Annotated in this window: 21 protein-coding genes; 13 read left to right on the forward strand and 8 right to left on the reverse strand. The window is 40.8% G+C overall.

Features of this window, described 5'->3' with window-relative positions; all coding sequences use genetic code 11:
• Window positions 1–19 precede the first annotated feature (19 nt).
• From SKC37_RS01505 to SKC37_RS01545, 9 genes are all read left to right on the forward strand, one after another.
• Window positions 20–1,360, forward strand: a complete 1,341-nt coding sequence (locus SKC37_RS01505) for a trigger factor (RefSeq protein WP_377979768.1) — start codon at window positions 20–22, stop codon at window positions 1,358–1,360.
• Window positions 1,361–1,495: 135 nt separating this feature from the next.
• Window positions 1,496–2,203: a ClpP family protease gene (locus SKC37_RS01510; protein ID WP_130896144.1), complete on the forward strand. Its 708-nt coding sequence runs from the start codon at window positions 1,496–1,498 to the stop codon at window positions 2,201–2,203.
• On the forward strand, window positions 2,203–3,456 hold the full coding sequence (clpX, locus tag SKC37_RS01515) for an ATP-dependent Clp protease ATP-binding subunit ClpX (RefSeq protein WP_377979769.1): 1,254 nt from the start codon (window positions 2,203–2,205) through the stop codon (window positions 3,454–3,456). Before SKC37_RS01510 ends, clpX begins: the two co-directional genes overlap by 1 nt.
• A gap of 1 nt (window position 3,457) precedes the next feature.
• Window positions 3,458–4,156, forward strand: a complete 699-nt coding sequence (locus tag SKC37_RS01520; protein WP_377979770.1) for an alpha/beta fold hydrolase — start codon at window positions 3,458–3,460, stop codon at window positions 4,154–4,156.
• Window positions 4,149–4,835 carry a (d)CMP kinase gene (gene cmk / locus SKC37_RS01525; RefSeq protein WP_377979771.1) on the forward strand — a complete coding sequence of 229 codons (687 nt, stop codon included), beginning with the start codon at window positions 4,149–4,151 and terminating at the stop codon, window positions 4,833–4,835. The genes SKC37_RS01520 and cmk overlap by 8 nt, the downstream gene beginning before the upstream one ends.
• Window positions 4,822–5,796, forward strand: coding sequence for an NAD(P)/FAD-dependent oxidoreductase (locus SKC37_RS01530; protein ID WP_377979772.1), 975 nt, complete (start codon window positions 4,822–4,824; stop codon window positions 5,794–5,796). Before cmk ends, SKC37_RS01530 begins: the two co-directional genes overlap by 14 nt.
• Before the next feature lie 34 nt (window positions 5,797–5,830).
• Window positions 5,831–8,851, forward strand: a complete 3,021-nt coding sequence (locus SKC37_RS01535; RefSeq protein ID WP_377979773.1) for a BamA/TamA family outer membrane protein — start codon at window positions 5,831–5,833, stop codon at window positions 8,849–8,851.
• Entirely contained in the window at window positions 8,852–10,510 is a 1,659-nt protein-coding gene (locus SKC37_RS01540) for a CotH kinase family protein (protein WP_377979774.1), read from the forward strand.
• Between the two features lies 1 nt (window position 10,511).
• Window positions 10,512–11,759: a glutamate-5-semialdehyde dehydrogenase gene (locus tag SKC37_RS01545; RefSeq protein ID WP_377979775.1), complete on the forward strand. Its 1,248-nt coding sequence runs from the start codon at window positions 10,512–10,514 to the stop codon at window positions 11,757–11,759.
• Here SKC37_RS01545 and SKC37_RS01550 read toward each other — a convergent pair.
• From SKC37_RS01550 to nusB, 6 genes are read right to left on the reverse strand one after another with little or no spacing between them, the layout of a single operon-like run.
• Entirely contained in the window at window positions 11,756–13,615 is a 1,860-nt protein-coding gene (locus SKC37_RS01550; RefSeq protein WP_377979776.1) for a DNA polymerase III subunit gamma/tau, read from the reverse strand. The genes SKC37_RS01545 and SKC37_RS01550 overlap by 4 nt on opposite strands.
• 39 nt (window positions 13,616–13,654) lie before the next feature.
• The gene (gene coaE / locus SKC37_RS01555; protein ID WP_377979777.1) at window positions 13,655–15,091 is read right to left on the reverse strand and encodes a dephospho-CoA kinase; all 1,437 of its coding nucleotides are present in this window, start codon (window positions 15,089–15,091) and stop codon (window positions 13,655–13,657) included.
• A 4-nt stretch (window positions 15,092–15,095) separates the two neighbouring features.
• On the reverse strand, window positions 15,096–15,392 hold the full coding sequence (yajC, locus tag SKC37_RS01560; protein ID WP_377979778.1) for a preprotein translocase subunit YajC: 297 nt from the start codon (window positions 15,390–15,392) through the stop codon (window positions 15,096–15,098).
• Window positions 15,393–15,399: 7 nt separating this feature from the next.
• Entirely contained in the window at window positions 15,400–15,837 is a 438-nt protein-coding gene (locus SKC37_RS01565; RefSeq protein ID WP_377979779.1) for a DUF1573 domain-containing protein, read from the reverse strand.
• 1 nt (window position 15,838) lies between these two features.
• Window positions 15,839–16,135, reverse strand: a complete 297-nt coding sequence (locus SKC37_RS01570) for a YtxH domain-containing protein (protein WP_130896156.1) — start codon at window positions 16,133–16,135, stop codon at window positions 15,839–15,841.
• A 1-nt stretch (window position 16,136) separates the two neighbouring features.
• The gene (gene nusB, locus SKC37_RS01575; protein WP_377979780.1) at window positions 16,137–17,300 is read right to left on the reverse strand and encodes a transcription antitermination factor NusB; all 1,164 of its coding nucleotides are present in this window, start codon (window positions 17,298–17,300) and stop codon (window positions 16,137–16,139) included.
• Window positions 17,301–17,388: 88 nt separating this feature from the next.
• Here nusB and SKC37_RS01580 point away from each other — a divergent pair, with 88 nt between their 5' ends.
• Complete coding sequence (locus SKC37_RS01580) at window positions 17,389–19,191, forward strand: ABC transporter ATP-binding protein (RefSeq protein ID WP_377979781.1); 1,803 nt, start codon at window positions 17,389–17,391, stop codon at window positions 19,189–19,191.
• Here the strand turns inward: SKC37_RS01580 and SKC37_RS01585 are convergent.
• Window positions 19,162–20,469, reverse strand: coding sequence for a TolC family protein (locus SKC37_RS01585; protein ID WP_377979782.1), 1,308 nt, complete (start codon window positions 20,467–20,469; stop codon window positions 19,162–19,164). The two genes, SKC37_RS01580 and SKC37_RS01585, sit on opposite strands and share 30 nt — an antisense overlap.
• 116 nt (window positions 20,470–20,585) lie before the next feature.
• Between SKC37_RS01585 and SKC37_RS01590 the strand changes: the two genes are divergently transcribed.
• Genes SKC37_RS01590 through SKC37_RS01600 form a run of 3 tightly spaced genes read left to right on the forward strand, consistent with a single transcriptional unit; the run spans window position 20,586 to window position 23,368 of the window.
• Window positions 20,586–21,398 carry an MOSC domain-containing protein gene (locus SKC37_RS01590; protein ID WP_377979783.1) on the forward strand — a complete coding sequence of 271 codons (813 nt, stop codon included), beginning with the start codon at window positions 20,586–20,588 and terminating at the stop codon, window positions 21,396–21,398.
• On the forward strand, window positions 21,385–22,128 hold the full coding sequence (locus SKC37_RS01595) for a hypothetical protein (protein WP_377979784.1): 744 nt from the start codon (window positions 21,385–21,387) through the stop codon (window positions 22,126–22,128). Before SKC37_RS01590 ends, SKC37_RS01595 begins: the two co-directional genes overlap by 14 nt.
• Window positions 22,109–23,368, forward strand: coding sequence for an MFS transporter (locus SKC37_RS01600; protein WP_377979785.1), 1,260 nt, complete (start codon window positions 22,109–22,111; stop codon window positions 23,366–23,368). The genes SKC37_RS01595 and SKC37_RS01600 overlap by 20 nt, the downstream gene beginning before the upstream one ends.
• On the opposite strand, the gene SKC37_RS01605 is transcribed toward SKC37_RS01600, so the two are convergent.
• Window positions 23,369–23,872, reverse strand: coding sequence for a hypothetical protein (locus tag SKC37_RS01605; RefSeq protein WP_377979786.1), 504 nt, complete (start codon window positions 23,870–23,872; stop codon window positions 23,369–23,371).
• Window positions 23,873–23,874: the final 2 nt, after the last annotated feature.

Raw genomic sequence — 23,874 nt, forward strand, 5'->3', positions numbered from 1 at the left:
TAATTATAAATAAGAACAAATGAACATTTCACTTAACAAGGCAGGAGATTTAGAAGGTCGTTTGACTGTAGTCGTATCTCCAGCAGATTACGCGGAAAAAGTAGAGGCAAAATTGAAAGATTATCGCAAGAAAGCATCCATCAAAGGATTCCGTCCAGGTATGGTTCCAGCGGCTCTTGTGAAGAAATTATATGGTCAATCTGCTCTAGTAGACGAAATCAACCACATGTTAGGTCATGAAGTTTCTGATTATATCAAAGAAAATAAATTGAACCTAGTAGGAGAGCCTTTGCCAGCTGTAGAAGAGGCAGATGCGATCGACTGGGAAAAAGATACGGAATTTACGTTCCACTATGATTTAGGTTTCCACGGAGATTTTACGGTGGATTTGGCCAAAATCAAATCAATCAACTCGTACGAAATCAAAGCAGACAAGAAAGAAATCGAAGAAACGATTGAAAACTTGAAGAAGCAATTTGGCGATCAAACTCATCCAGATGCTGTAGAAGACCGTGATTTAGTTTTCGGAACCTTCACACATGGTGATTGGGTTGAGAAATCTGCGATCCCCATGCACGCAATCAACGATAAGTCGAAGAAAGTGTTCATCGGTGCGAAAAAAGACGATACATTGAAATTTGCGATTGATAAAGTATTCGTAGATGCGAAAGCTTTAGCTTTAGCAACAGGAAAGAAAGAAGACGAAGTTGCTGATTTGAAAGGAGAGGTTTCATTCGTAGTGGAAGATATCACACGTCAAGTTCCTTCGGAATTAAACGTAGCGTTTTTTGACAAAGTATTAGGGGCTGGAAAAGCGACAGATGAGAAATCATTCCGCGAGCAAGTAGAAACAATCGTTACAGAGAACTACAAGCGTGAGGCTGAATACTTATTGCGTATTGACGCGGAGAAAGCAATTTTAGACGCAGTTAAGATTGACTTACCTGAGAAATTCTTACGCACTTGGTTGATCCGTATCAACGAGGGTAAATTCACTCCAGAACAAATCGATCAAGATTTTGATAATGTGAAGAAAGATATGCGTTGGAACTTGATCAAGAACGAAATCGCTGAGAAATTCGACGTGAAAGTGGAATATCCAGAGGTAGTAGAGAAAGCGAAAGATATGGTTCGTGCACAGTTTGGCGGTTATTTATCGTCTAACGAGCCAGGTATCGAAGAAATGATTGAAAAAATCGCGATGGGTTACTTGAGCGATAAGTCGAAGTCAGATAACTTTATGAACTTATACAACCAAGCGTTCGCGGACAAAGTATCTGTTGCGATCGTGGCAAACGTTCCACACAAAGTGACGAAAATCGACGTAGACAAGTTTAAAGAAATCGCAGCAGCGCTTTAATTTTAAAATTGTCCTGATATTTTTTGAAAGCCCCGCACATTGCGGGGTTTTCTGTGAACAAAGGTTCTTATATTTGTGTTCTAGGTAGTATAAATTCTAAAAAAGTCTAAATTTGATTTTTAAACATTGAAATCTATGTATCCAAAGGAGTTATCATCAGAAGAGTTTCGTAAGTACGCGGTTCACCACAGAGGCTTGAACGGTCTTGCGGTTGATCAATATATGAATAACATCGGCAGTCGCCCGATGCACCAAATCGAAGATATGACACAATACATCATTGAGGAACGCCCAATGCGTTTTGCTCAAATCGATGTATTCTCTCGTCTAATCATGGACCGTATCATTTTTATGGGTGTTCCGGTGGATGATTATATGGCCAATATCATTGTGGCACAATTGTTGTTTATGGAGTCTACGGATGCCAAAAAAGACATTGTGATGTACATCAATAGCCCAGGCGGATCTGTTTACGCTGGTTTAGGTATCTATGATACGATGAATTACATTCGTCCAGAAGTGGCAACGGTTTGTACTTCACTTGCTGCCTCCATGGGTGCCGTATTATTAGCGGGTGGTGCAGCAGGCAAGCGTTCTGCTTTAGAGCATGCACGTGTCATGATTCACCAACCATCCGGTGGTGCGCAAGGTCAATCACGTGACATCGAAATTACCGCTCGTGAAATCGTTAAAATTCGCCAAGAATTATACGAAATCCTGGCAAAACACTCAGGTAAATCATTCGAAGATATCGAACGTGATTCAGATCGCGATTATTGGATGAAAGCGGCAGAGGCGAAAGAATATGGTTTAATTGATGAGATTTTAACGAGAACTGTCTAGTGGCTAGTAATAAAAAATCATCTTGCTCTTTTTGTGGTCGTCCTAAAAACGAGATTGAAAGTAGCGGGGGAGTGCTGTTTATAGGTAACGAAGGACACGTTTGCAGTGCCTGCGTGGTACATATACACGATGTAATCAAGGATGAATTAGGGGTTCCTAAAAAGAAGACGGTCAATCGTTCTTTTGAATTAGTAAAGCCTAAGGATTTAAAGGAATACCTAGATGGCTATATCATCGGTCAAGAGGAGGCGAAAAGACATTTGTCTGTAGCGGTTTATAATCACTACAAGCGTTTAATGCAGGCTCCATCGAATGACGAGGTGAAGATTGAAAAGTCGAATATCTTGATGGTAGGGGAGACGGGTACGGGTAAAACGTATTTAGCTCGAACCTTAGCCCAAAAGCTACAAGTTCCATTCTGTATCGCCGATGCGACCGTTATTACGGAAGCGGGTTATGTGGGTGAGGATGTAGAAACGATTTTGACGCGTTTGTTGCAAGCTGCAAATTATGACGTAGAGAAAGCGGAGTGTGGTATCGTTTTTATCGATGAAATAGATAAAATTGCGCGCAAATCAGATAATCCGTCCATCACGCGTGATGTTTCGGGTGAAGGGGTTCAGCAAGCATTATTGAAATTATTAGAAGGATCCATTGTAAACGTACCACCGCAAGGAGGGCGTAAGCACCCGGACCAAAAAATGATCGCCGTTAACACAGAGAACATCTTGTTCATTTGTGGTGGAGCTTTTGATGGCATCGATCGCCATATTGCAAAACGCTTGAACTCGCGTCCGATTGGTTTCTCTGGCGATGATACGTTCCACGAATCATTCGAGAAAGATCAGATAATGAAGTATGTGACGGCACAAGATTTGAAATCATTTGGCTTAATACCTGAATTACTAGGTCGTCTCCCAGTAGTTACTTATTTGAATCCATTAGATACGACAGCTTTGTTATCGATCCTAACGGAGCCTAAGAATGCCCTTGTGAAGCAATATGAGAAGCTTTTCGATATGGAGGGTGTCAAATTATCTTTCAAACACGATGCACTCGTTTACATGGTAGAACAAGCCATGCAGTATAAATTAGGTGCTCGTGGATTGCGCTCCATTATGGAGGCAGTTATGACAGATGCGATGTATGAAATTCCCTCTCAGACAGAAATGAAAAAATTTGAGGTGGATTTGAACTATGCCAAATCAAAGTTTGAAAGAACCGTATTTCATCAAATGAAAGTGGTCGCTTAATATGCCAGCTACTCAGCTCGTATTTTTGCACGGTTTTGGGGAAGATGAAAGAGTATGGGCTGACTTTTTGCCATTCCATACTTTTTCGTTTCCTACTATTTGTCCAGCGTATGCAACCTGGACAGATTGTGCCACACTCGCAGATTATGCGCGTAAAATAGTTTCTTTCTTGCCTTCTGACGGCCCTTTTATCCTAGTGGGGCATTCGATGGGAGGCTATATTGCCTTAGAAATCGCCTCTCAATTTCCAGAGCTAATACAGAAAGTTGTGATGTTGCATTCCACTTTTGTGGCTGATGCTGCCGAAAAGAAAGTCAACCGAGATCGCACGGCTGATTTACTCGCAAAAAAAGGAACGTCTTTTTTTATTGGGCCATTTTTGCCTAATCTTTTTGGTCCTGCATTTTCTGATATGGAATTGTTGGCAAATTTAGCTGAACGTTATCGCACGTTACCTGCGGAGGGTTTAATTGCGGCGACAAGGGCAATGAGAGATCGAAAAGATTTCACTTCTTTTGTACAGCAGATAACAATTCCATTTCTATTTATCTTAGGGGAGCAAGACGCATTGATTTCTCCGGAGTCGATTACTCGTTTTGTAACGAAATCGGTTGTAATTTTACCAAACGTAGGCCATCAAGGGACCTACGAAGCGCCAGAGGCTGTTGCGGAGGCGATTAATCAATTTGTCAATGTCTGATATTATTATTGCCTTAGATGGCTTCTCTTCTTGTGGAAAAAGTACAACGGCACGCCATGTTGCGGCGACCTTGCATTATGCTTTTTTAGATACGGGAGCTATGTATCGGGCGGTAGCGCTCTATTTTCATCGCCAACAAGTAAATTTAGCTGATTTGTCTGCGGTGAAAGACGCTTTGGCGCATGTAGAAATTACTTTTCAATTTAACCCAACGAAACAAGCCTCCGATACGATTTTGAATGGAGAGAATGTGGAGGCAGAAATTCGCAAAATGTATATTTCGGATTTAGTAAGCCAAGTGGCAGCTATTCCAGAGGTGCGGCATGCAATGGTCGCTCAACAACAGCGAATGGGTGAAAAGAAAGGGATTGTGATGGATGGTCGTGATATAGGAACGGTCGTGTTTCCACAGGCTGAATTGAAGATATTTATGACGGCAGAGCCGCATATTCGTGCGCAGCGCCGCAAATTAGAGCTACTGCAAAAAGGGGAGGATCTTCCTTTAGATGAGATTATAGAGAATTTGCGCAAGCGGGATGAGATAGATTCAAATCGTTCTGAGGGTCCTTTAAAGCGTGCAGCTGATGCCATTGATTTAGATACTTCTTATCGTTCCATGGATGAACAGGTTGAGTTTGTTTTAGATCACGTTCGACGCGTGCAAGGTGAAAAGCGCTAATCCATTTCTCATTGTAGGCCAGGGTTTAGCTGGCACTATATTAGCCCATCATTTTTTAGAGGCCGGTATTCCATTTATAATTTGGGATTCACCTATCACGCATTTTAATTCCTCTCAGGCTGCAGGAGGTATATTTAATCCAGTAACAGGTCGGAAATTAGAGCAAACTTGGCTGGCAGACGAATTATTCCCCTACCTTTTTGATTTTTACCCCCGCTTAGAGAAAACGCTGGCAACCCGTTTCTTCTTCCCTATGCCACTTTTTCGTCCTTTTGCCAATGAGGAGATGAAGAACTGGCTAGAAGAAAGAAAAGACCAGATTCACCACGATTATTTACGTTGGGAAGAGGAGGGTGTTTGGGTGGAACAGGCAGGATGGGTAGATGTTGCTGCTTTATTACAAGCGTCTCGCAACTATTTTGTCTCAAAAGACTTACTGGTCGAATCCGAGTATATAGGGAATCAGGCAATTTTTTGTGAGGGTTTTCATGGTCAGCAAAATCCACTTTGGTCTTGTTTGCCTTTCTTGCCGGCAAAAGGGGAGTTAATGGAAATTAGCTCTATGGAGCCATCTGAGGACTATATTCTGAACAAAAATGGCTTTATATTGCCGCTAGGGTCTCGGCATTTTAAGGTGGGAGCCACCTATGGTTGGAAGGAGTTTACGAATGAGACGACGCCGGAGGCATTGGAGGAATTATCGAAAAAATTATCTTTGATGGGTTGTTCTTCATTTGAGCTAATCCAACAGAAGACGGGTATTAGGCCGGCAACGCAGGATCGCCGTCCCTTTGTGGGATTTCATTCGCAGGTAAAAGCGGGTATTTTTAATGGTTTTGGTTCAAAAGGGGTTTCTTTGACACCTTATTTTGCCAAACAATGGACCGATGAAATACTGGTAAAATCTACTGTTCATCCGGACGCATCAATTCGTCGATTTTATCATTTATTTTCCGTTTAAATCTGTAAATTTGGTTTTAAAGTCTTTTGGCCAAATGCGTAGTGTAAAATCCTTTTTCTCCGTCCTACTGATCTTGTCTTTAGCCTCTCAGGAGCTTAAAGCTCAAGGAGCACAATGGATTTCTGAGAATCACCGGATTCAATACCAAAAATTCGCTTGGAAATTTGTCGCCAGCTCAAACTTTGAGGTGTATTACTTAGACAAAAATGAGCCTTTAGCTAAAGCATCCTTATCTTATTTGGAGTCCGATTTTGTGCGGGTGACAGAATTACTTTCGTATTCGCCTGTTCAAAAAATTAAGATTTTCCTTTATCCAAACCATGAAACGTGGTTGCAAAGCAATGGAGGGATTTCATTAGCGAATGCGAAGGAAGTGGAGGAACAAAATTTGGCCAAATTTCGAATAGAAATCCCCTTTAAAGATAATTTAGGAACATTTAAGCAAGAGCTTACTAAGCAAGTTGTTAGGGTTTATCTTCAGGACTTGCTTTATGGTGGAAGTGTGAGAGATGTGTTACAAAATTCACTTTTACTATCTGTTTCTGATTGGTATGTGTTAGGAATGGCCGCTTACATTGCCTCTGGGGATACGCCGGAGATGCGCAGATTTACCTATCAAATTATCAGTGAAAATAAAATTCGAAAACTCCCTTTAGCTAAAGGGAAAGAAGCGGAACTTTTAGGTCAATCGATTTGGGCATATATCGCAGCAACTTATGGAAAGCAATCCATTGGTAATATTTTGAATTTAACGCGTATCATTCGTAGTGAACAATCCAGTGTTGCTAGTACCATTCGGAAGCCATTCGCTAAGTTCCTAAAAGATTGGTTTGATTATTATTTAAATGATGCGAAGCAATTAGAGGTTAATTCACAGAAAATATTCGCTCAAGAGTCATTTGTTCCAGCTCAATCTACCCTGCTTTCCTATCGCCTTAGTCCAGATGGTTTACATGAGGTATGGGTATCTGATGAATCTGGCCGGTATAGTGTTAATTTTCATACGGTAGGAGCTAAGAAAACACACGTTATTTTACAATCGGGGTTGAAAGATGTAAACAGGCTTTCCACTGGTAAAGGACCTTTGTTATCTTGGTTTGGGACGAATCAATTAGCTGTATTATTTTCAGATCGTGGCTACAGTTGGATAAAGCTATTTCAAGTCGATAAATCGGGAGCATTAAAGGGCGAGGACAAAAAGAAAGTTGCTAATTTATCGTATCTGGATATGGAAATGTCTAAGAACGGGGCTAAAATGTTAGTTCGGGTTTTAGAAAAAGGCCAGGTGGATGTAGGAATCTATGATTTGAAGAGAAATCGCTTAAATCCGGTGACTAAAGACGCTTTTGATGAGAAAGAGGCTCATTTATTGCCGGATAATCGGGTTATATATCTAACGGATCGCTATATAGATTCACTGCCAGCCCCGGTAGCACCCTTTACCTCTGCTTTTGTTTGGAATCCTGACGAGCCTGAAAATCCAACCCGCTTGTTTTCTACCTCAGGTACAGTATCTAACTTTCAATTCAGGTCAGATTCTATCGCTTATTTCTTGCATGCACAGAGTCAAGGGAATAGACTAATTCGTTATTCATTAGCCGATTCAACGTTCCAGCAATTATCTATACGCTCAGTGTCTTGGGATAATTTTGAAATTTCTCCTACGGGAATCTCCAGTAAAGAAAAAGCGATTTTAGAGGATAAAGTTCAGCGTTTTTCCTGGAATAGTCTTGATGAAATGAATACTTCAGGTTGGATTCCTACGATTGAAGATCCTGTTTTAGCCAAAACGCTTGAGGTTGTTCCGACAGAAACAACATCCGATTTAGCCAAAAAGTCGAGACGAGCTAGATTAGATCGTCAACAAAGTATTCGCTTGAAAAAAGAACCGAGTAAGTTAATTGGACCATTGGACTACGAAAATTCATTGGTGATGAATAGCTCCGAAGGGCAATTTAGTTCAGACCCTATCCGCGGACTGGGGTATGGTTACGAGTTGAAAGCGAATGATTTGTTAGAAAATCACCTTTTTAAGGCGGGCGTATTTCTGACGGCAAATTTGCGAAACACGGATATTTGGGGTGAATATAGCTATCTAGCAAACAAGTTAGATTGGAAATTTCGATACGACCGCAAAGTGTTAGGTCAAGATACGGAATCAGAATCTCAAAAGATTCGTCATAATCGATTTGCCTTAAGTGCGACTTATCCATTTAGTCTGTTGAGTAGAATTACTTTTACGGGATCCTATGCAACTAACCGTTTATTTAGCCAATTTTCGTTGTCTAATAGAGAGGAATACGCTGGTTATGCTGGAACATCAGTGAATTATGTATTTGACAACACCGTTCCGATGATGGAAAATATTCGAACAGGAATGCGCTTGAGTGTGTTAGCTGAAGTCAATAAGGAAGTAATGAATGAGGGCGACTTTGTGCGCTTAGGTATAGATGCGCGCTATTATAAAAAGTTAACTAACTCCTTTTTCCTGGCAACTCGTTTTTCTGCGTCCCATCAAGTGGGATCTAGAACCCAAGCCTCTATGTTAGGTGGGGTGGATAATTGGTTAATTAATCAACAAGAAACACGGACACAGGATTCTCCACTTGGCTTAGCTAATTTAGCCCAGCGGGATGTCTTTATGAGTCATTTTATCGCCCCATTACGAGGATTTGCTTTAAATAAATTAAGTGGGAATAGTCATTTATTGTTGAATGTAGAGTTACGCATGCCAGTTAGGTCATTGATTTCCATGGAGTCGTCATCACTTTTAAATACAGTGCAATTAGTGGGTTTTACGGATGTGGGAACAGCCTGGTCTGGCTCAAGTCCATTTGCTAAATCCAATGGCTTCAATACGAATGTTTATGGAGGTAATATGAATCCTTTCCGAGCTACAGTGACGGATTACCGTAATCCATTTTTAGTAGGATATGGCTTTGGGGCTCGTGCTACAATTTTCGGCTATTTTGTGAAGTTTGATTATGCTTTTGGTATAGAAAATAAAGAAGTGAAATCTCCGATGACGTATTTGTCTTTGGGTTATGATTTTTAAATGAAAAAAATCCAGATTATTTTATTGATTTTGCTGTGTCCCGTTTTACTTTGGGGCCAAAGCCTGAGTGTCTCTAATCTTCCCATTATTCGTTTTAATACGAAAACACGGGTGATTCAAGATGAACCTAAGGTTCCCGTTCAGCTGGAGATTTATGACAAAGGACCCGGTCAATTAAATCAACTTTCTGGTACGCCTACTATTTCCACTGTAGCCGGTGTGGAATACCGTGGATCGACTTCACAAGCTGATTTTTACTTTCTACCAGGTTATGTGAAAAAGCCCTATGGTATTGAGTTATGGACTGATTCAACAGGGCTTACAGCGAAGAAAATGTCGCTCGTTCAAATGCCGGAAGAATCGGATTGGGTACTTAACGCGTCCTATAATGATCGTTCATTTATGCGGGACTTTATTTCCCAAAATCTAGCTGGACGACTCGGATTATTACATAGTAAAGCCAAGTTTGTCGAACTTATTGTTAATGATGAATACCGGGGTGTTTATGTCTTAATGGAGAAAATTAAGCAAGGGAAAAGCCGTGTGCCCATTTCTGATTTATATCCGACAGAAAATACGGGAGATGATGTAACAGGTGGATATTTACTGAAGATAGATAAGTCAAGTGGTTCTCCGTCTACTACTTGGAAGAGTAATTTTACCTCAGGTATTTCCGCTACTCAAAAATGTGAATTCCAAATAGAATACCCTAAATACGGCATCATCACGCAGCAACAGTTAATCTATATCCGAGATTACATCAATAATTGGGAGCAAAAACTGATGACAGAGGATATGAACGACCCGAAAGCAAGTTTCAGGAATTATATGGATATGCCCTCTTTTGTCAATTATTTTATTTTGAATGAAGTGACCAGAAACGTTGATGGCTATCGTTTAAGTACCTATTTATACAAGGATAAGGAGTCACTTGGTGGTAAAATAAAAATGGGTCCAGCTTGGGACTTTAATATTGCCTTGGGTAATGCTGATTATTTAAATGGCTGGAAAACGGATGGGTTTGTCTACAAAGCCATGGAAAATGAGGGAGGTAAAAATGATTATTGGCAGGTTCCCTTTTGGTGGAATAAGTTAATTCAAGATGCGAGCTTTAGAAAGGCTTTAGCGACTCGATGGAAGTCAGTCAGATCCACCTTTCTGACTACTAATTCTATTTATTCCTCCATTGACTCAGCGCAAGTAGCTCTCAAGGATCCGCTCATTAGAAATTTTCAAAAATACCCTTTAATGGGTCAAAAAATATGGCCTAATTATTATGTAGGCGCCACGTTAAACGACGAAGTGAATTGGTTGAAAAATTGGATTCAGGGACGTTTGACTTGGTTGGATGCTCAAATGGCATTGTTTGATAGTCCTATTCTAGGAAACGAAGTACTAGAAAAATCTTCCGTCCTATATCCGAATCCTTCGAATGGACTATTTAATTGGAAATTCAGTCTGGCTAAACCTGGAGTGGTAAATTATCAACTATTGGATAGCCAAGGTCGTCAGTTGATTTCCTCCCAAACCCTTAATTTTGGATCTGGAGAACACGTTTATCCTGTGGATTTAACGAGTTTGTCATCTGGGATTTATCTATTTCAGTGGAGTTCTTCGGAGGAAACCACGCAAACATGGAGATTAAACATTGTCAAATAATATGTCTACCGTACTAGAACAATTTCAACTAACTCGTTCTGCCTCATCGTCTTTAGCGATGGCTAGTGGGGAGACTAGGAATGCTGTTCTAAGTGACATTGCTACTTTAATTCATGAAAAGTCAGCGGATATTTTGCGGGAGAATCAAAAGGATTTAGATCAGTTAGCCATCGATCACCCGATGCGAGATCGATTAAAATTAACGCAAGAGAGACTTTCTGATTTAGCAGAAAGTGTTATTTCTGTGATGCAATTACCAGATCCAGCGGGACAGGTGTTGTCAAAAAAAACACTTCCGAATGGCTTAGAATTGTCTAAAATTACTGTGCCACTTGGAGTAGTAGGGGTGATCTTTGAGTCTAGGCCTAATGTAACAATCGATGTAGCAGCCTTATGTATTCGCTCTGGAAATGCGGCGGTTTTGCGTGGCGGTTCTGACGCCATACATACCAATACCATTTTAGTGCATTTGATTCACCAGGCACTTGTTCAAAATGGTATTTCCACGGATGTGGTCTATTTGATGCCTACTGATCGCGAATTAGTGACTGCGTTGCTAACAGCTGTTAAATTTATCGATGTAATAATTCCCCGCGGTTCTGAGGCCTTAATTCAACGGGTAAGAAAAGAATCTTTAGTTCCTACGATAGAAACTGGGGCTGGCGTTTGTCATACCTATGTGGCCGCTAACGCAGAAATTTCGATGGCAGTAGACATTGTGGTGAATGCCAAAGTCTCTAGGCCAGCTGTCTGCAATTCACTCGATACGATTGTTTTACATAAATCGATCGCGTCTGCATTTTTAACGCAACTCGTTGCACCTTTCACTTCTTATAAGGTAAAAGTGTATGCAGATAATACATCGCATCCCCTGTTAAAATCGCTAAACTATCCATTCTTAGAAGTGGCTAAAGAAGCAGACTTTGGTCGTGAATTTCTAGATTTTGCCTGTTCGATAAAAGTTGTCGATGATTTTCAAGAAGCCTTATCGCATATTTCCACTTATTCTTCCAGACATTCAGAGGCAATTGTTACTTCAGATGAAGTGGAAGCGAACTATTTCCTTTCTGCTGTGGACGCGGCAGCCGTATATTGGAATGCCTCTACGCGATTTACAGATGGAGGGGAGTTTGGCCTTGGAGCTGAAATAGGTATTTCTACCCAAAAATTGCATGCTCGTGGACCGTTTGCATTAGAGAAGTTAGTCACAGAGAAATGGATTGGAATAGGCCAGGGCCAAATCCGCTAAAACTCGTGATCTAATCCCATTCGTTGCTTCATTTCTACCAAAATGGGGTGCTTATTTGATAAGAAGTCGTATTTGTCTGATTGCGTGTAGATTAATTTTTTATCGCTAACATCGCTGACAATCAAATCTAAACTAAGGTCAATCGAATCATTCTTTAGTTTTTCCCTTAATTGAGTAATTAATTCAAGCTTTAAGGAATCGTTAAATTGTTGAATTTGAACTTCACCTTCCACTTTCATGTGTATAATCGAATCGACAAGACTGATTTCTCGATTCATCATCACGTATTTATTGATGAAATTTCCTTGTTTGAATCCATCTGCTATCTGCTTCCAAACTGAATGCAGTTCTTCAAAAGTAAAGGTCTCATTCTGTGTTTTTCCTTGCGTGCTAGCTTCTTCGGTATTCTCAGCCACATTAGAGTTTACTACTTTTTTAGCACTACGCAATCCGTGACTGCTTGGTCTAGGGGCAGGAGTGGTCTCCAAGGTAGGAGCAGGTGTGGGAGCTACTGGTGAATCTATCGCCGTTAAAGGTGAATCTGTTGGAGCCACGATAGTAGTTGAGACTACGGGCGTTTCAGCTACAAAATGGGGAGCCTCGGTCTTTGCCGGATCCGAAGTTTCCACAGCCGTAGCGGTCGAAACCGCAGCTGTTGCCATTGGAGCTGCCGAAACCGCAGCCGTAGCTATCGGTTTAGTTTCAGACTTTTTTCCGGCGCCACCCTCCACCGCAGGTTGAGCCGAAGCTGGTTGGTAAACCGACGGCAAGTAATTGATTTTTAAGAGGGTTAATTCGACATGAAGTCTTGCATTCTTGGCTGCTTTGTAATGAATCTCACATTGCGAGCATAAATTCATAGCGGACAATAAGAAGGACGCAGAGGTCTTCGCACATTGCGCTTGGAATTTCGCGCGATTTTCTTCGCTCAATTCCATTAAGGCAAGCGTCTTCGGGTCTTTAGCGAACAATAAATTACGGAAATGCTCGGAAAGTCCGGCGATAAACTGCTGGCCATCAAAGCCTTTGCGCATAATTTCGTCTAATAAAACGAGCGCATCGGTATGGTTTTGGTTAACAAAAAAATCTGTTAACTGGAAGTAGTAATCACTATCTAGAATGTGTAGATTCTCCAGAACATCCGCATGACGTAACGAATTATCGGTAGAGAAAGTCACATTTAAATCAAACATCGATAGGGCATCCCGAAGACCCCCATCTGCTTTAATCGAGATTAATTCTAAAGCGGCAGGTTCTGCCTTAATCCCCTCTTTTTCAGCAATGGAAGCGAGGTGAGTTGCCATATCTTTCCATTGAATGCGATTAAAGTCGAAGATTTGGCAACGGGATAGTATCGTAGGTAAAATCTTGTGCTTTTCTGTTGTCGCTAAGATGAAAATAGCATAGGATGGAGGTTCTTCTAAGGTCTTTAAGAATGCATTAAAAGCCGCAGCTGAAAGCATGTGAACCTCATCGATAATATAGATTTTGTATTTTCCACTTTGAGGTGGGTAACGTACTTGATCGATCAGGTTACGAATGTCATCTACAGAGTTATTCGATGCCGCATCTAATTCATGAATGGTTAACGAGGTGTTCTCTTGAAATGAATGGCAAGAGGCACATTTACCGCAAGCTTCTCCATCACTGCCTAAATCAACACAATTTATTGTCTTAGCTAAAATACGTGCACAAGTCGTTTTACCTACTCCTCTTGGGCCACAAAAAAGGAATGCCTGAGCCAAATGATTTGACTTTATTGCATTTTTTAAGGTGGTGGTAATATGACTTTGGCCTACCACTGAATCGAATAGGGTAGGGCGGTATTTACGCGCTGAAACAATAAAATTTTCCATAATCAAATTTACCTTTTTAAGGGATAATTCCCAAATGCTTTAGGGGATTCTAATGACAGCACTCACTGGAAAATGATCCGTCGGATATTTGTTTTCCCAGGTCTCACTATGGGTGGTATGTTGAAGAACTGTTGGGCCATTTTTGACAAAAACATAGTCGATATGCTTTCCCTCTTGTTCTTTTGTGAATCCATTAAATGAGCTATATGGTCCATAGTGTCCATTTTTGCTAATTTTTTCTGCATCGATCACATGTGCAGGATTTTTATCATCCACTAAAATTTGAATGGGCTCATCGTCAGGCGTAGCATTAAAATCCCCCGTTAAAATTACCGGAGATTTACCTGCGATTTCGGCGATTTTTCGTAAGACAAGTTTCGCACTTTCTCTACGCGCTACCTTACCTAAATGGTCGAAATGTGTGTTGAAAACAAAGAATTTTTTGCCTGTTTTAATCTCCTGAAATTGTCCCCATGTGACCACTCTTCGACAAGCAGCATCCCACCCGAATCCTACTTTGTCGCAAGAATCAGATAACCAGAAAGTACTTTCTTTGAGTAATTTAAATTTGGATTTTCGGTACATCAAAGGAGAAAATTCTCCCTCTGCTTTACCATCATCACGTCCTTTCCCGAACCACCCAAAACCAGGCAATTCCTTTTCTAAATCCGTGATTTGATGTAAGAAGGCCTCTTGTAATCCGATAATATCTGCCCCATGGTAGCGAATTAATTCCCCGCAATGCTTTGTGCGGTATTTCCATTGGTTTGCACCATCTGACTCCGTGTCCAAACGCACATTAAAAGTCATCGCCTTTAGTTGCCCAGGGGCGTCAAGTAATTGCGCTGAAGCTGCTGGGCCGGCTACTAAAAGCACAAAACAGGTAAAAGCTTTCAGTATGTTCATCACTTGTGGAAATACGCGGTCGTTCTTTCCATTTTGAATAACAAAATCTGCTCCCCAAAGGTAGTTTTTGGGTTGTGGCTGTAAATCGATTATTTGCATGGTTTCCATATAACTCATAAGACTTCTTTTTTGGACGTTTTGAATGCGCTCTGGTAGAGGGCAATCTACTGTGATTATTTGGTCTAAATGATCAGGCTTAGATCGCGGTGTGATGAGGGCAGATTCGTAAAGACAAAACGGGGCTTCTGGAGTATTCAACATCCATTCTGATGCTTGAGATCGAACAGCGGGATGAATAATAGCATTGAGGTGAGCGACGTCTCCGGGGTATTTCTGTAACAAACCTTTTATCCAAGTTCGATTATAGGAACCGTCCGGATGATAGGCTTTAGGGCCAAATTCCGCGATGATAGCTTCTTTCACTGCAGCATCTTTCTCGCAAATTTCACGGGCTACTTTGTCTGCTTCAAAAACCGGGATCCCTAGACAAGAAAAAATCCGGCAAATGGTTGATTTGCCGGATCCTATTCCGCCTGTAATTCCGATGAAAGGTTTCAGGCCTGTATGCATTGATTTATTCTTCTAAGCGAGATGAAGCATCTTTAGAGATCGCCGTTTTCTCGAAAACCATCCGAACTCCTTTGCTTGAATCTACTTCGACTACGATCGTCTTTTCGCGAATCGTAACCACGGTTCCGTGCGCTCCACCAATGGTCACCACTTTATCGCCAGCTTTTAATTCCTCAATAAATTTCTTTGCTTCTTTCGCCTTTTTTTGTTGTGGGCGAATCATGAAGAAATAAAATACGACGAAAACAGCCCCCATAAGGATCATGGAAGAATAACTTGAGTTTTGCATTTGTAATAACATGATTTTTTTATTTAGGTAATACTTCTACTTTAAAGGCCATTCTGTTTTCTGCTGGTAGCGTGTTACAGTAGGCGGTAATCGTTTTTTGCAATTTGCCCTCTTTTCCTTTCGAATCAAACTTTACGCGAATGAATCCCTTTTTACCTGGTTGAATGGCATCTGTACTCCATTTAGGTGTGGTGCACCCACAAGAGGCGTTCACTGAGATGATTTTCAAGGGTAGGTTGCCGGTATTCTTAAAATTAAACGTGTGAAAAACACTATCCCCCTCCACTATTCGTCCTAGTGAGACAGATGGATTATCCACTTTCAGGACGGGTTGTTTTTCTGCGCTGGGTTTTAAAGCTGCCGGAATGGCATTTTCCGTTGCATTGTTCGCCTCTTTTTGCTCGTTCGTGCAGGAAAATATCCCCAACAGACAGAATAAAAGGAGGGTAGCACGCATCTTATTTGGCCTTAATCTGAGTCATCATTTTTTCCACGTCCTCTAGCAATTTCTCTGCCTTGATTTTCGCGTCTTGAACAACTTTCTTGCCTTCGGATTTAGCAGAGGTCTCGATAACCTCTTTTCCATCCACGATATCGTTAATCAATTGCTTTAATTGATCACGGTATTTGTTCAATTGGAAATATAATTTACTGCGGGTATTTTCTCCTTTATCTGGAGCGTATAAGATACCTACGACAGCTCCTGCAGCAGCGCCTACTACAAAAGCCCAAAAAGATCTAGATGATTTGCTCATTTTATTTGTTAGCTATGTCGATTAATCCTCGACCTGATTTAGTAATCACTTTTTCGTGAACTAGGCGATTCGAAACTACGTCTAAAATACCGTTAATAAACTGGCCAGACTTAGGTGTCGAATAGTTTTTCGCTAGTTCGATGTACTCGTTAATGCTCACTTTTACTGGTATGCTAGAGAATTTCACCATCTCGGCCAAAGCCATTTTAAGAATGATAAAATCCGCTACCGCTAAGCGATCTGATTCCCAGTTTTTCGTTTGGTCCCCAATCCAAGCGCTTAATTGCTTGTCTTCCGAAACACTATAATCGAATAATTCCTCAAAGAATAACTTGTCGTCTTCCCATTGGATGGCGAGTGGTTGTAAACTTAGGTCCTCTAAAGCCTCTATCTTAAAGGTCTTATTCGCCATACTCTTCACCACGTCCTTATTCAATGACCAATTTAAATCTTTTTCCTCAAAATACTCTGTCATAGACTCGTGTTTTAAAAGGAAATTTTTCAATACATAAATGACAAAGGCTAAATCATCCTCAAACTTCTTACCTGCTGTAGGTAGGTAAGTTAAGAATGTTTCATCGGTCAAGATGTTCTCAATAAATAATTTCTTGATTAAATTTTCTTCATCCTCAGACCAGCCGATGTGGTTCTTTTCGAAGGCTCGTTGTAAATCACCCCATTTGGAAAGAATATACAAAACCTTATTTTTTGCCAAAAGAGAAGTCTTCGTGTTGTTCTCTAATAAACGTCTATTTTCATCCCAAAGCGCGATTAAAGGCAGTTGTTGCAAATAATACAAGATTTTCAGGTATTGCTTGTTGATGGATTCAACCTCGCTCACCATATCTTGTTTCAGTTTCTTCGCGATTTGCTTCACATTCGCTTGATACAATTTATACACAGATTGAGCCGCATCTTGCGCTTCTGTTGGAATCGTTTCTTCGGAAGTAATTTCTTGGAAATACTCTTTTAATTGAATTTCGGCAAGTTGTCGCAGGCCCTCTAAACGAGGCATTTGGTCCTCTTTCGCGACCATTAAAGATAAATCAGGCTGAAAAATGGTCGCTAAACCATCAAAAGCTAATTGATATTGGGCACGTTCTTGTGTATAAAAAGCATACAATTGTTGAAATGCTTTGACACGTAGTAATCTCCTGTTAACCATCCGAAATAAAAGAGCGTCTTGTTTTGAATCCCAAAATTAAGAATTTTAATTGATAAAGGTCCTATCTTTGTTGTCAATTAATCTATCTATGGGAGCACTCAGTCATATCAATCAGTATTTTTGGAAATACAAATGGCTGCTTTTCCTAGGGATTATCTTTACCTTGTTTTCGAATTTTTTCGGTGTTTTTCCTGCACAATTGGTTCGTTACGCTCTCGATTTAGTGACAGAAACCATCGATATTTATTTTCTGTTCAAAGGCTTTAGCCTACAGAAAGCGTTTTATGAAATCTTCGGTTTTACCCTATTTTTCTATGGTGGCCTGATCATATTGATGGCCATTTTAAAAGGTGTTTTCCTTTTTTTAGTCCGCCAAACCCTCATCGTGATGTCCCGTCACATCGAGTTTGAATTGAAAAATGAGATATATACGCATTACCAAACATTGCCATTGTCATTCTATCGCCAGCAAAATACAGGTGATTTGATGGCGCGCATATCTGAGGATGTGGGTAAAGTTCGAATGTATGTGGGGCCTAGCATTATGTACGGATTGAATTTAATTACGGTGTTTATTCTAGTGATTTATTCGATGCGGCAGGTGAACCAGAAATTGATGTGGTATGTCTTGATGCCACTGCCTATTTTGTCGATAAGTATTTATTATGTGAATTCGGTGATTATCCGCAAATCAGAGGAAATCCAAGCGGCGCTATCCCAGATTTCCACTTTTGCGCAGGAAGCATTTTCTGGGATTCGGGTGTTAAAGTCTTTTGTTCGAGAGAAAAAATCGGTGGATTCTTTTACGGAAGCCTCTTCCGCTTACCGCGCTAAGTCGCTAGGCTTAGTTAAGGTTGATTCGCTATTTACGCCATTAATCGCTCTTTTAGTCGGTTTTTCAACGATTCTTGTCGTTTACATTGGATCAACGGAAGTAATCGCAGGTCGGATGACGGTGGGTAATATCACCGAATTCATCATGTATGTGTTTATGTTGACGTGGCCGGTGACAGCTTTGGGTTGGACAAGTTCGCAGATTCAACGGGCGGCTGCTTCGCAGAAGCGGATTAATGAGTTTTTAGAGGCCAAATCTGAATTAACTACTGGAAAGCAAATTCGCCAAGAGATTATCGGTAATTGGGAATTCAAAGATGTCAGTTTTGCCTATCCAGGTTCAGATCGCTTCGTTTTAGAGAGGGTGAATTTAATGATTAAGGCAGGGGAGTCAGTTGCCCTTTTAGGCCAAACGGGCTCTGGTAAATCGACTGTTGCTTTATTAATGGCGCGTTTTTATGATCCAAGTGCTGGGGAGATTTTATTAGATGGCATCTCCTTAAAAGACTGGGATATGGCTTGGGTGCGTTCTTTTGTGGGATTTGTGCCACAGGATGTGTTCTTGTTCTCGACGAGTATCTCGGAAAATATTCGCTTCGGTAATGATGCTTTATCGCAGGACGCCATTGAAGTAGCGGCAAAGCAAGCGGATGTGTATGATAATATTATGGAGTTCCCTGATCAATTCGAGACGATTTTAGGGGAGAGGGGTATTACGCTATCAGGGGGTCAAAAACAACGCGTGTCGATCGCTCGAGCTTTGGCAAAAAATCCGAAAATGCTTATACTTGATGATTGTTTATCTGCCGTAGATACGCATACAGAACATACCATTTTAGAAAACCTGAAAGTGGTAACTAAAGGCAAATCTTCTTTGATTATTTCCCACCGTGTTTCCTCCGCTCGATTAGCGAATCGTATCTTTGTCTTATCAGATGGGGCAATTGTTGAAAGTGGATCTCACGATCAATTGATGGCGGATAAAACGCTATATTTCGAACTTTACCAGCAACAACTCAACGAGGAATTACAACAAGTTTCCGCTCAATCGAATTAATTCAATTTCGGCTGCTTTTGCTGCGAATTTTGCTTCAATTAAACGAGTCTCTGCAGCAACTGCATTGCGTTGTACCTCACGTAACTCATAAGAGGTGGCAATACCCACTTTAAAACGATCAAAAGCAATATCAATGTTTTGCTTCGCAATCGTATAATTTTCTGTCTCTAACTGAATTAGATTCATCGAATTCTCATACGTCACGTAGGTCTTTTCCAACGTAGACAATAAGGCGTTTTTCAAATCTTCTACTTGCAATGCCGCTATTTCCGCATTGATTTTTGCATTCTGAATTCTGCGTTTCTGATTATAACCATCGAAGATGTTGATCGTTGCTCTCAATCCATAGTTGAATACATTACTACTTCCTTTTTCTACGCCAAATCCTGCACCATTCGCTACGGTATTCAAATTATATCCCGCTAATAAATCGATTTGAGGTTTTTGCTGACTCTGTAAATTCTTCGTATCCAAATCGCTAATCTTCTTACTCAAAATCGCTCCGATCAAGGTTGGATTCTGCGATAAAGCACTCATTTTTAATTCATTTAATGTCAATTTGGGTAACAAGTCGATGTTGTTGACAATTTGAAAATCAGCCTTGTATTCTTTTACTAATAGGGTATTAAAACCAATTTTAGTGTTCGTATAGGATTGCTCTTGAGCGATTAAGAGCGCTTTGTCTTCGTTATAATCGACCTGAGCAGAATAATAATCCACTTTAGAACCTTGTCCTACTTCGTAGCGATCTTTGGCTAATTTTAGACGGTCATTGGAAATTTCAAGGCCTTTTTTGAAATTGTTTACGCGAAGGTTTTGGCGGATAATATCGTAATAGGTAGTTGATATTAAGGCGATTAAATTTTCAATATTCGACTCTGTTTGCTTTGCGCCTAGGTTTTGTAATTCTTTAAAACGGTCTCGCAACACGAACATTCCTTGCCCATCGTATAACGTCCATGCCATGGCTACCCCGGTATTGCCCGAGTTTGAATTTACACCCGATTGAACTAAAGGTGGACGTAAACCACCAAAAAACGATTGATCTAATCCAGAGATGGTATAGTTTTTTGACGCGGACCCCGTTACTGTAGGCAGAAATCCTGCATTACCAAGGCTATTTTCATTGGCAGCGATTCGTTCTCTCTGTCTAGAAATCTGTATGGAATATTGCTTCGTTATACCTTGCTGAATCGCGTCTTCTAAAGTCAACATTTGTTGTGCTTGTGCCGCAATAGGGGACAAAAGAGCGAATAAGGCTAGGCGAAAAGGTTTCATAGGAATAGGTTAATTCAATCAATAAAACAAACTTAACAAAATCAAGCCATATTAGGAAGACCAAAGCCTATAAGTAGGGATAAGGCTTTTTACATAGAATGTGATACATTTGCTTTATGATCACTCAACTCTATATCTATCCAATCAAGTCTTTGGGAGCAGTTTCTTTATCGAAAGCTGTGGTTGAAAATGAGGGTTTACGGGGCGATCGTCGCTTTATGTTAGTGGACGCACAGGGTAAATTTATCACTCAGCGCACACGACCAGAATTGACCCGATTCGTACTTAGGGAATCTGCGAATGGTTTTATCGTGAGAGATGCCGGGACGGGTTTAGAAAAGGAATTAGTTTGGGAGCCTGTAGTAAGTGATTGGATTTCCGTTGAAATTTGGGACGATCAATTACTAGCTCAAGAGGTATCGGAGGGTTGGTCAGAGTGGTTTTCAACGGCTTTATCTGAGGAAGTGAAGCTAGTGAGAATAACAGCTGAAAAACCGCGGGTGATGAAAGCTAAATACCAGACTAAGCAAGCTAAAAATACCTCCTTTGCGGATTCTCTGCCGCTACTTTTGGTCAGTTCAGGTTCGTATACTTCCTTGCAAGAACAGCTGGATGAGCCGGTGGATCAGCTGCGATTTAGACCGAATATCATCGTGTCAGCGCTAGAGCCTTTTGTTGAAGATACTTGGGCTGAAATCAAGATAGGGGAGGTTTTACTTTCGGGTGCCAAACCTTGCGCCCGTTGTCCTCTCGTAAATGTAGATCCATTGACTGGGGAATCGGATAAAAAGACCTTGAAAGCCCTGGCTTCGTTTCGCACGATTAATCACAAAGTCTATTTTGGTCAGCAATTTGTACCCATTTCTGTGGGGGAAATTCAGGTAGGTATGGAGGTTCAAGTCATACGATGTAAGGATGCGATTTATTAAGTATTTATCTATAGAAGTTGTCATCGGGGCTATTTTGTACCAGTTTTTCCTATTTGACGTTTATTTTAAATCCTATCCCGCTGTAGCAGAAGCGTCTCTATTAGCGTTGGTGGTTTGGTTTATTTACCTCGTGGATAGGCAGATTGATAATTTTTTACAGCCTGTACGGGATGAACGGCACCTGTATCATTTAAAATTTCGGAAACACTTCTGGGTTATCATTGGTATAATTGGACTCGCAATTGTTTGTCTTTTGCCTTTTCAAAGCAGTCGTGTCTTGTTTGCCGGATTTGCCTTATTTTTCTGCTTAATTGCTTATGGATATTGCTGGCACAAAGGTATACTTCGTTCAGAAAAAGAATTGGTTACAGCTATTTTGTACGGTTTAGGCGTAGGATTAGTTGTTTGGATTCGTGAACCGAAGTCACTACTCTTACTACTGCCTTTGATTGCCATTGCCTATCAAAATCTATGTTTTTTTAATTTAATCGAGTCCAAGAGCCATTTTTATGCAGCTCGATTGCGAAAAACGGAATGGATTCTGATTGGTCTTTTAAGTGGGATCTATGCGGCAACGCAGGATCTCTTCATCGTCTTGCCTTTTTTGGTTACATTTGGGATAACGTTCCTTTTATCTCGCTCCTCTCTGTCAGAAGCCAAACGTTTTTGGGGAGATTTTGCGTTTTGGAGTCCACTTATTTATCTACTACATGGGATTTTTTCAACATAAAGACGCGTACAAAGCCTTGCAATTTCCGGAATTTAGGGCTTATGTAACGGGAAACACGCTCTTTACGATTGCCTTGCTTATTCAAGAAGTGGTCTTGGCCTATGAGATTTATAAGATAACGCATAATCCATTGGCTTTGGGTTTAATTGGTTTGGCGGAAGCTGTTCCGTTTATTTCATTGGTGCTGTTTGGTGGTCATTTTGCGGATAATCGGGATAAGAAAAAGATTATGCAGGTCACACTTTCCTTGATAATTGCCTCCTCTGTCTTTCTATTGTATTCCAGTACGCAATTGCAGTCAGCTGATCAGGATTTTCATATTTATTCTATTTATGCGGTCATCTTTATAATTGGCCTTTCCAAAGGTTTTTTCAGCCCTGCCGCTTCTTCCTTAAACCCATTCCTAGTGCCCAAGGAAGTTTTTGCCAACGCTGCCACTTGGAATAGTTCTTTCTGGCAATTGGGTTCCATTTTAGGGCCTGGAGTGGCCGGTTTTTTATATGCCTACGCGGGATTATCCGGTTCATTAATCACCGTGATCGCCCTATTATTGGGTGTCATGTTTTGTATTTTTCAAATAGAAAATCGCCCTGTTCCGGTGAAAACGGTTCACCATGAATCGATTTGGCACAGTTTACGAGAGGGGATTGCGTATGTATTTAAAACCAAAATCATTCTATATTCAATCTCATTAGATTTGTTTTCTGTCTTGTTTGGGGGTGTAATCGCCATCTTGCCTGTCTTTGCTGAGGACATCCTGAAAGTAGGAGCGGAGGGTTTAGGAATACTACGTGCTGCACCATCTGTGGGCGCTGTGGTGACGATGGTAACCTTGGTGTATTTTCCTCCATTGAAACACGCTTGGAGAAACTTGATTCTAGCGATTGCAGGATTTGGACTCGCGACTTTTGTATTTGGGTTATCAACGAATTTTTGGCTTTCTGTGACGGCTCTTTTCTTCACAGGGGCGTTTGATTCTATCTCTGTGGTCATTCGTCAAACCGTTCTTCGATTCTATACTCCTGATGAAATGAGGGGCCGAGTTTCGTCCGTGAACGGTGTTTTTGTGAGTACCTCGAACGAAATGGGAGCTTTTGAATCAGGGGTTGCTGCCAAGTTTTTTGGTACGGTTCCATCTGTTCTGATAGGCGCAGGAGTAACGATGGTACTCGTCAGTTTAGTGGCTATCACCTCTAAGGAGTTGTTTGACTTAAAAGTCGATGAAAAAGTCTCCGAATAACTAGACCTTAGCGTCCTCTTTTTGTTTCGCAATTTGTGCTGGCCAGCCTTTAAGTATTTCTGTTAAGGCTTTCTTAGATTCTTGCGCCCATTGGATGCTTTGAATCGCTTGAACATTGCTTGCGTTTTCCCCTAATAGGCAAGGAAGAATTTTGATGTGGTGATCTACCATCTTCTTGGCTGAAACTACTACGGTAGCGTCGCATGACAAATGGTGAATTATCCCATCTGCGGTTTGACCCTCTGACACATAAAAGTGGTCTAATTGGGTTAAATTAATCGTATTTTCCGCAATCAAAGTCTCTCCTTGGAAATGAAGTTGGGTGATAAAATTATCTCCCACCGCCACATACGAAACCCGATTTTTGCCGGACTTTTCAGCAAAATAATCCCCAATAGATTGGAAAAAATTACGTTTGGATAGCGTAGTGATTCCGAGTCCTTTCGTGTTTGCGGGTAGATGTGATTGTAAAAATTGAAAAGTGCTGGGCAATGGAAGAGACATAA

It is taken from the genome of Aquirufa esocilacus (assembly GCF_042715595.1).
GTDB lineage: Bacteria > Bacteroidota > Bacteroidia > Cytophagales > Spirosomataceae > Aquirufa > Aquirufa esocilacus.

Coding starts and splice junctions, on each gene's coding strand:
- SKC37_RS01505 (WP_377979768.1), top strand. CDS start 20: ATGAACATTTCACTTAACAAGGCAGGAGATTTAGAAGGTCGTTTGACT.
- SKC37_RS01510 (WP_130896144.1), top strand. CDS start 1,496: ATGTATCCAAAGGAGTTATCATCAGAAGAGTTTCGTAAGTACGCGGTT.
- SKC37_RS01520 (WP_377979770.1), top strand. CDS start 3,458: ATGCCAGCTACTCAGCTCGTATTTTTGCACGGTTTTGGGGAAGATGAA.
- cmk (WP_377979771.1), top strand. CDS start 4,149: ATGTCTGATATTATTATTGCCTTAGATGGCTTCTCTTCTTGTGGAAAA.
- SKC37_RS01535 (WP_377979773.1), top strand. CDS start 5,831: ATGCGTAGTGTAAAATCCTTTTTCTCCGTCCTACTGATCTTGTCTTTA.
- SKC37_RS01540 (WP_377979774.1), top strand. CDS start 8,852: ATGAAAAAAATCCAGATTATTTTATTGATTTTGCTGTGTCCCGTTTTA.
- SKC37_RS01545 (WP_377979775.1), top strand. CDS start 10,512: ATGTCTACCGTACTAGAACAATTTCAACTAACTCGTTCTGCCTCATCG.
- SKC37_RS01550 (WP_377979776.1), bottom strand. CDS start 13,615: ATGGAAAATTTTATTGTTTCAGCGCGTAAATACCGCCCTACCCTATTC.
- coaE (WP_377979777.1), bottom strand. CDS start 15,091: ATGCATACAGGCCTGAAACCTTTCATCGGAATTACAGGCGGAATAGGA.
- yajC (WP_377979778.1), bottom strand. CDS start 15,392: ATGTTATTACAAATGCAAAACTCAAGTTATTCTTCCATGATCCTTATG.
- SKC37_RS01565 (WP_377979779.1), bottom strand. CDS start 15,837: ATGCGTGCTACCCTCCTTTTATTCTGTCTGTTGGGGATATTTTCCTGC.
- SKC37_RS01570 (WP_130896156.1), bottom strand. CDS start 16,135: ATGAGCAAATCATCTAGATCTTTTTGGGCTTTTGTAGTAGGCGCTGCT.
- nusB (WP_377979780.1), bottom strand. CDS start 17,300: ATGGTTAACAGGAGATTACTACGTGTCAAAGCATTTCAACAATTGTAT.
- SKC37_RS01580 (WP_377979781.1), top strand. CDS start 17,389: ATGGGAGCACTCAGTCATATCAATCAGTATTTTTGGAAATACAAATGG.
- SKC37_RS01585 (WP_377979782.1), bottom strand. CDS start 20,469: ATGAAACCTTTTCGCCTAGCCTTATTCGCTCTTTTGTCCCCTATTGCG.
- SKC37_RS01590 (WP_377979783.1), top strand. CDS start 20,586: ATGATCACTCAACTCTATATCTATCCAATCAAGTCTTTGGGAGCAGTT.
- SKC37_RS01595 (WP_377979784.1), top strand. CDS start 21,385: ATGCGATTTATTAAGTATTTATCTATAGAAGTTGTCATCGGGGCTATT.
- SKC37_RS01600 (WP_377979785.1), top strand. CDS start 22,109: ATGGGATTTTTTCAACATAAAGACGCGTACAAAGCCTTGCAATTTCCG.
- SKC37_RS01605 (WP_377979786.1), bottom strand. CDS start 23,872: ATGTCTCTTCCATTGCCCAGCACTTTTCAATTTTTACAATCACATCTA.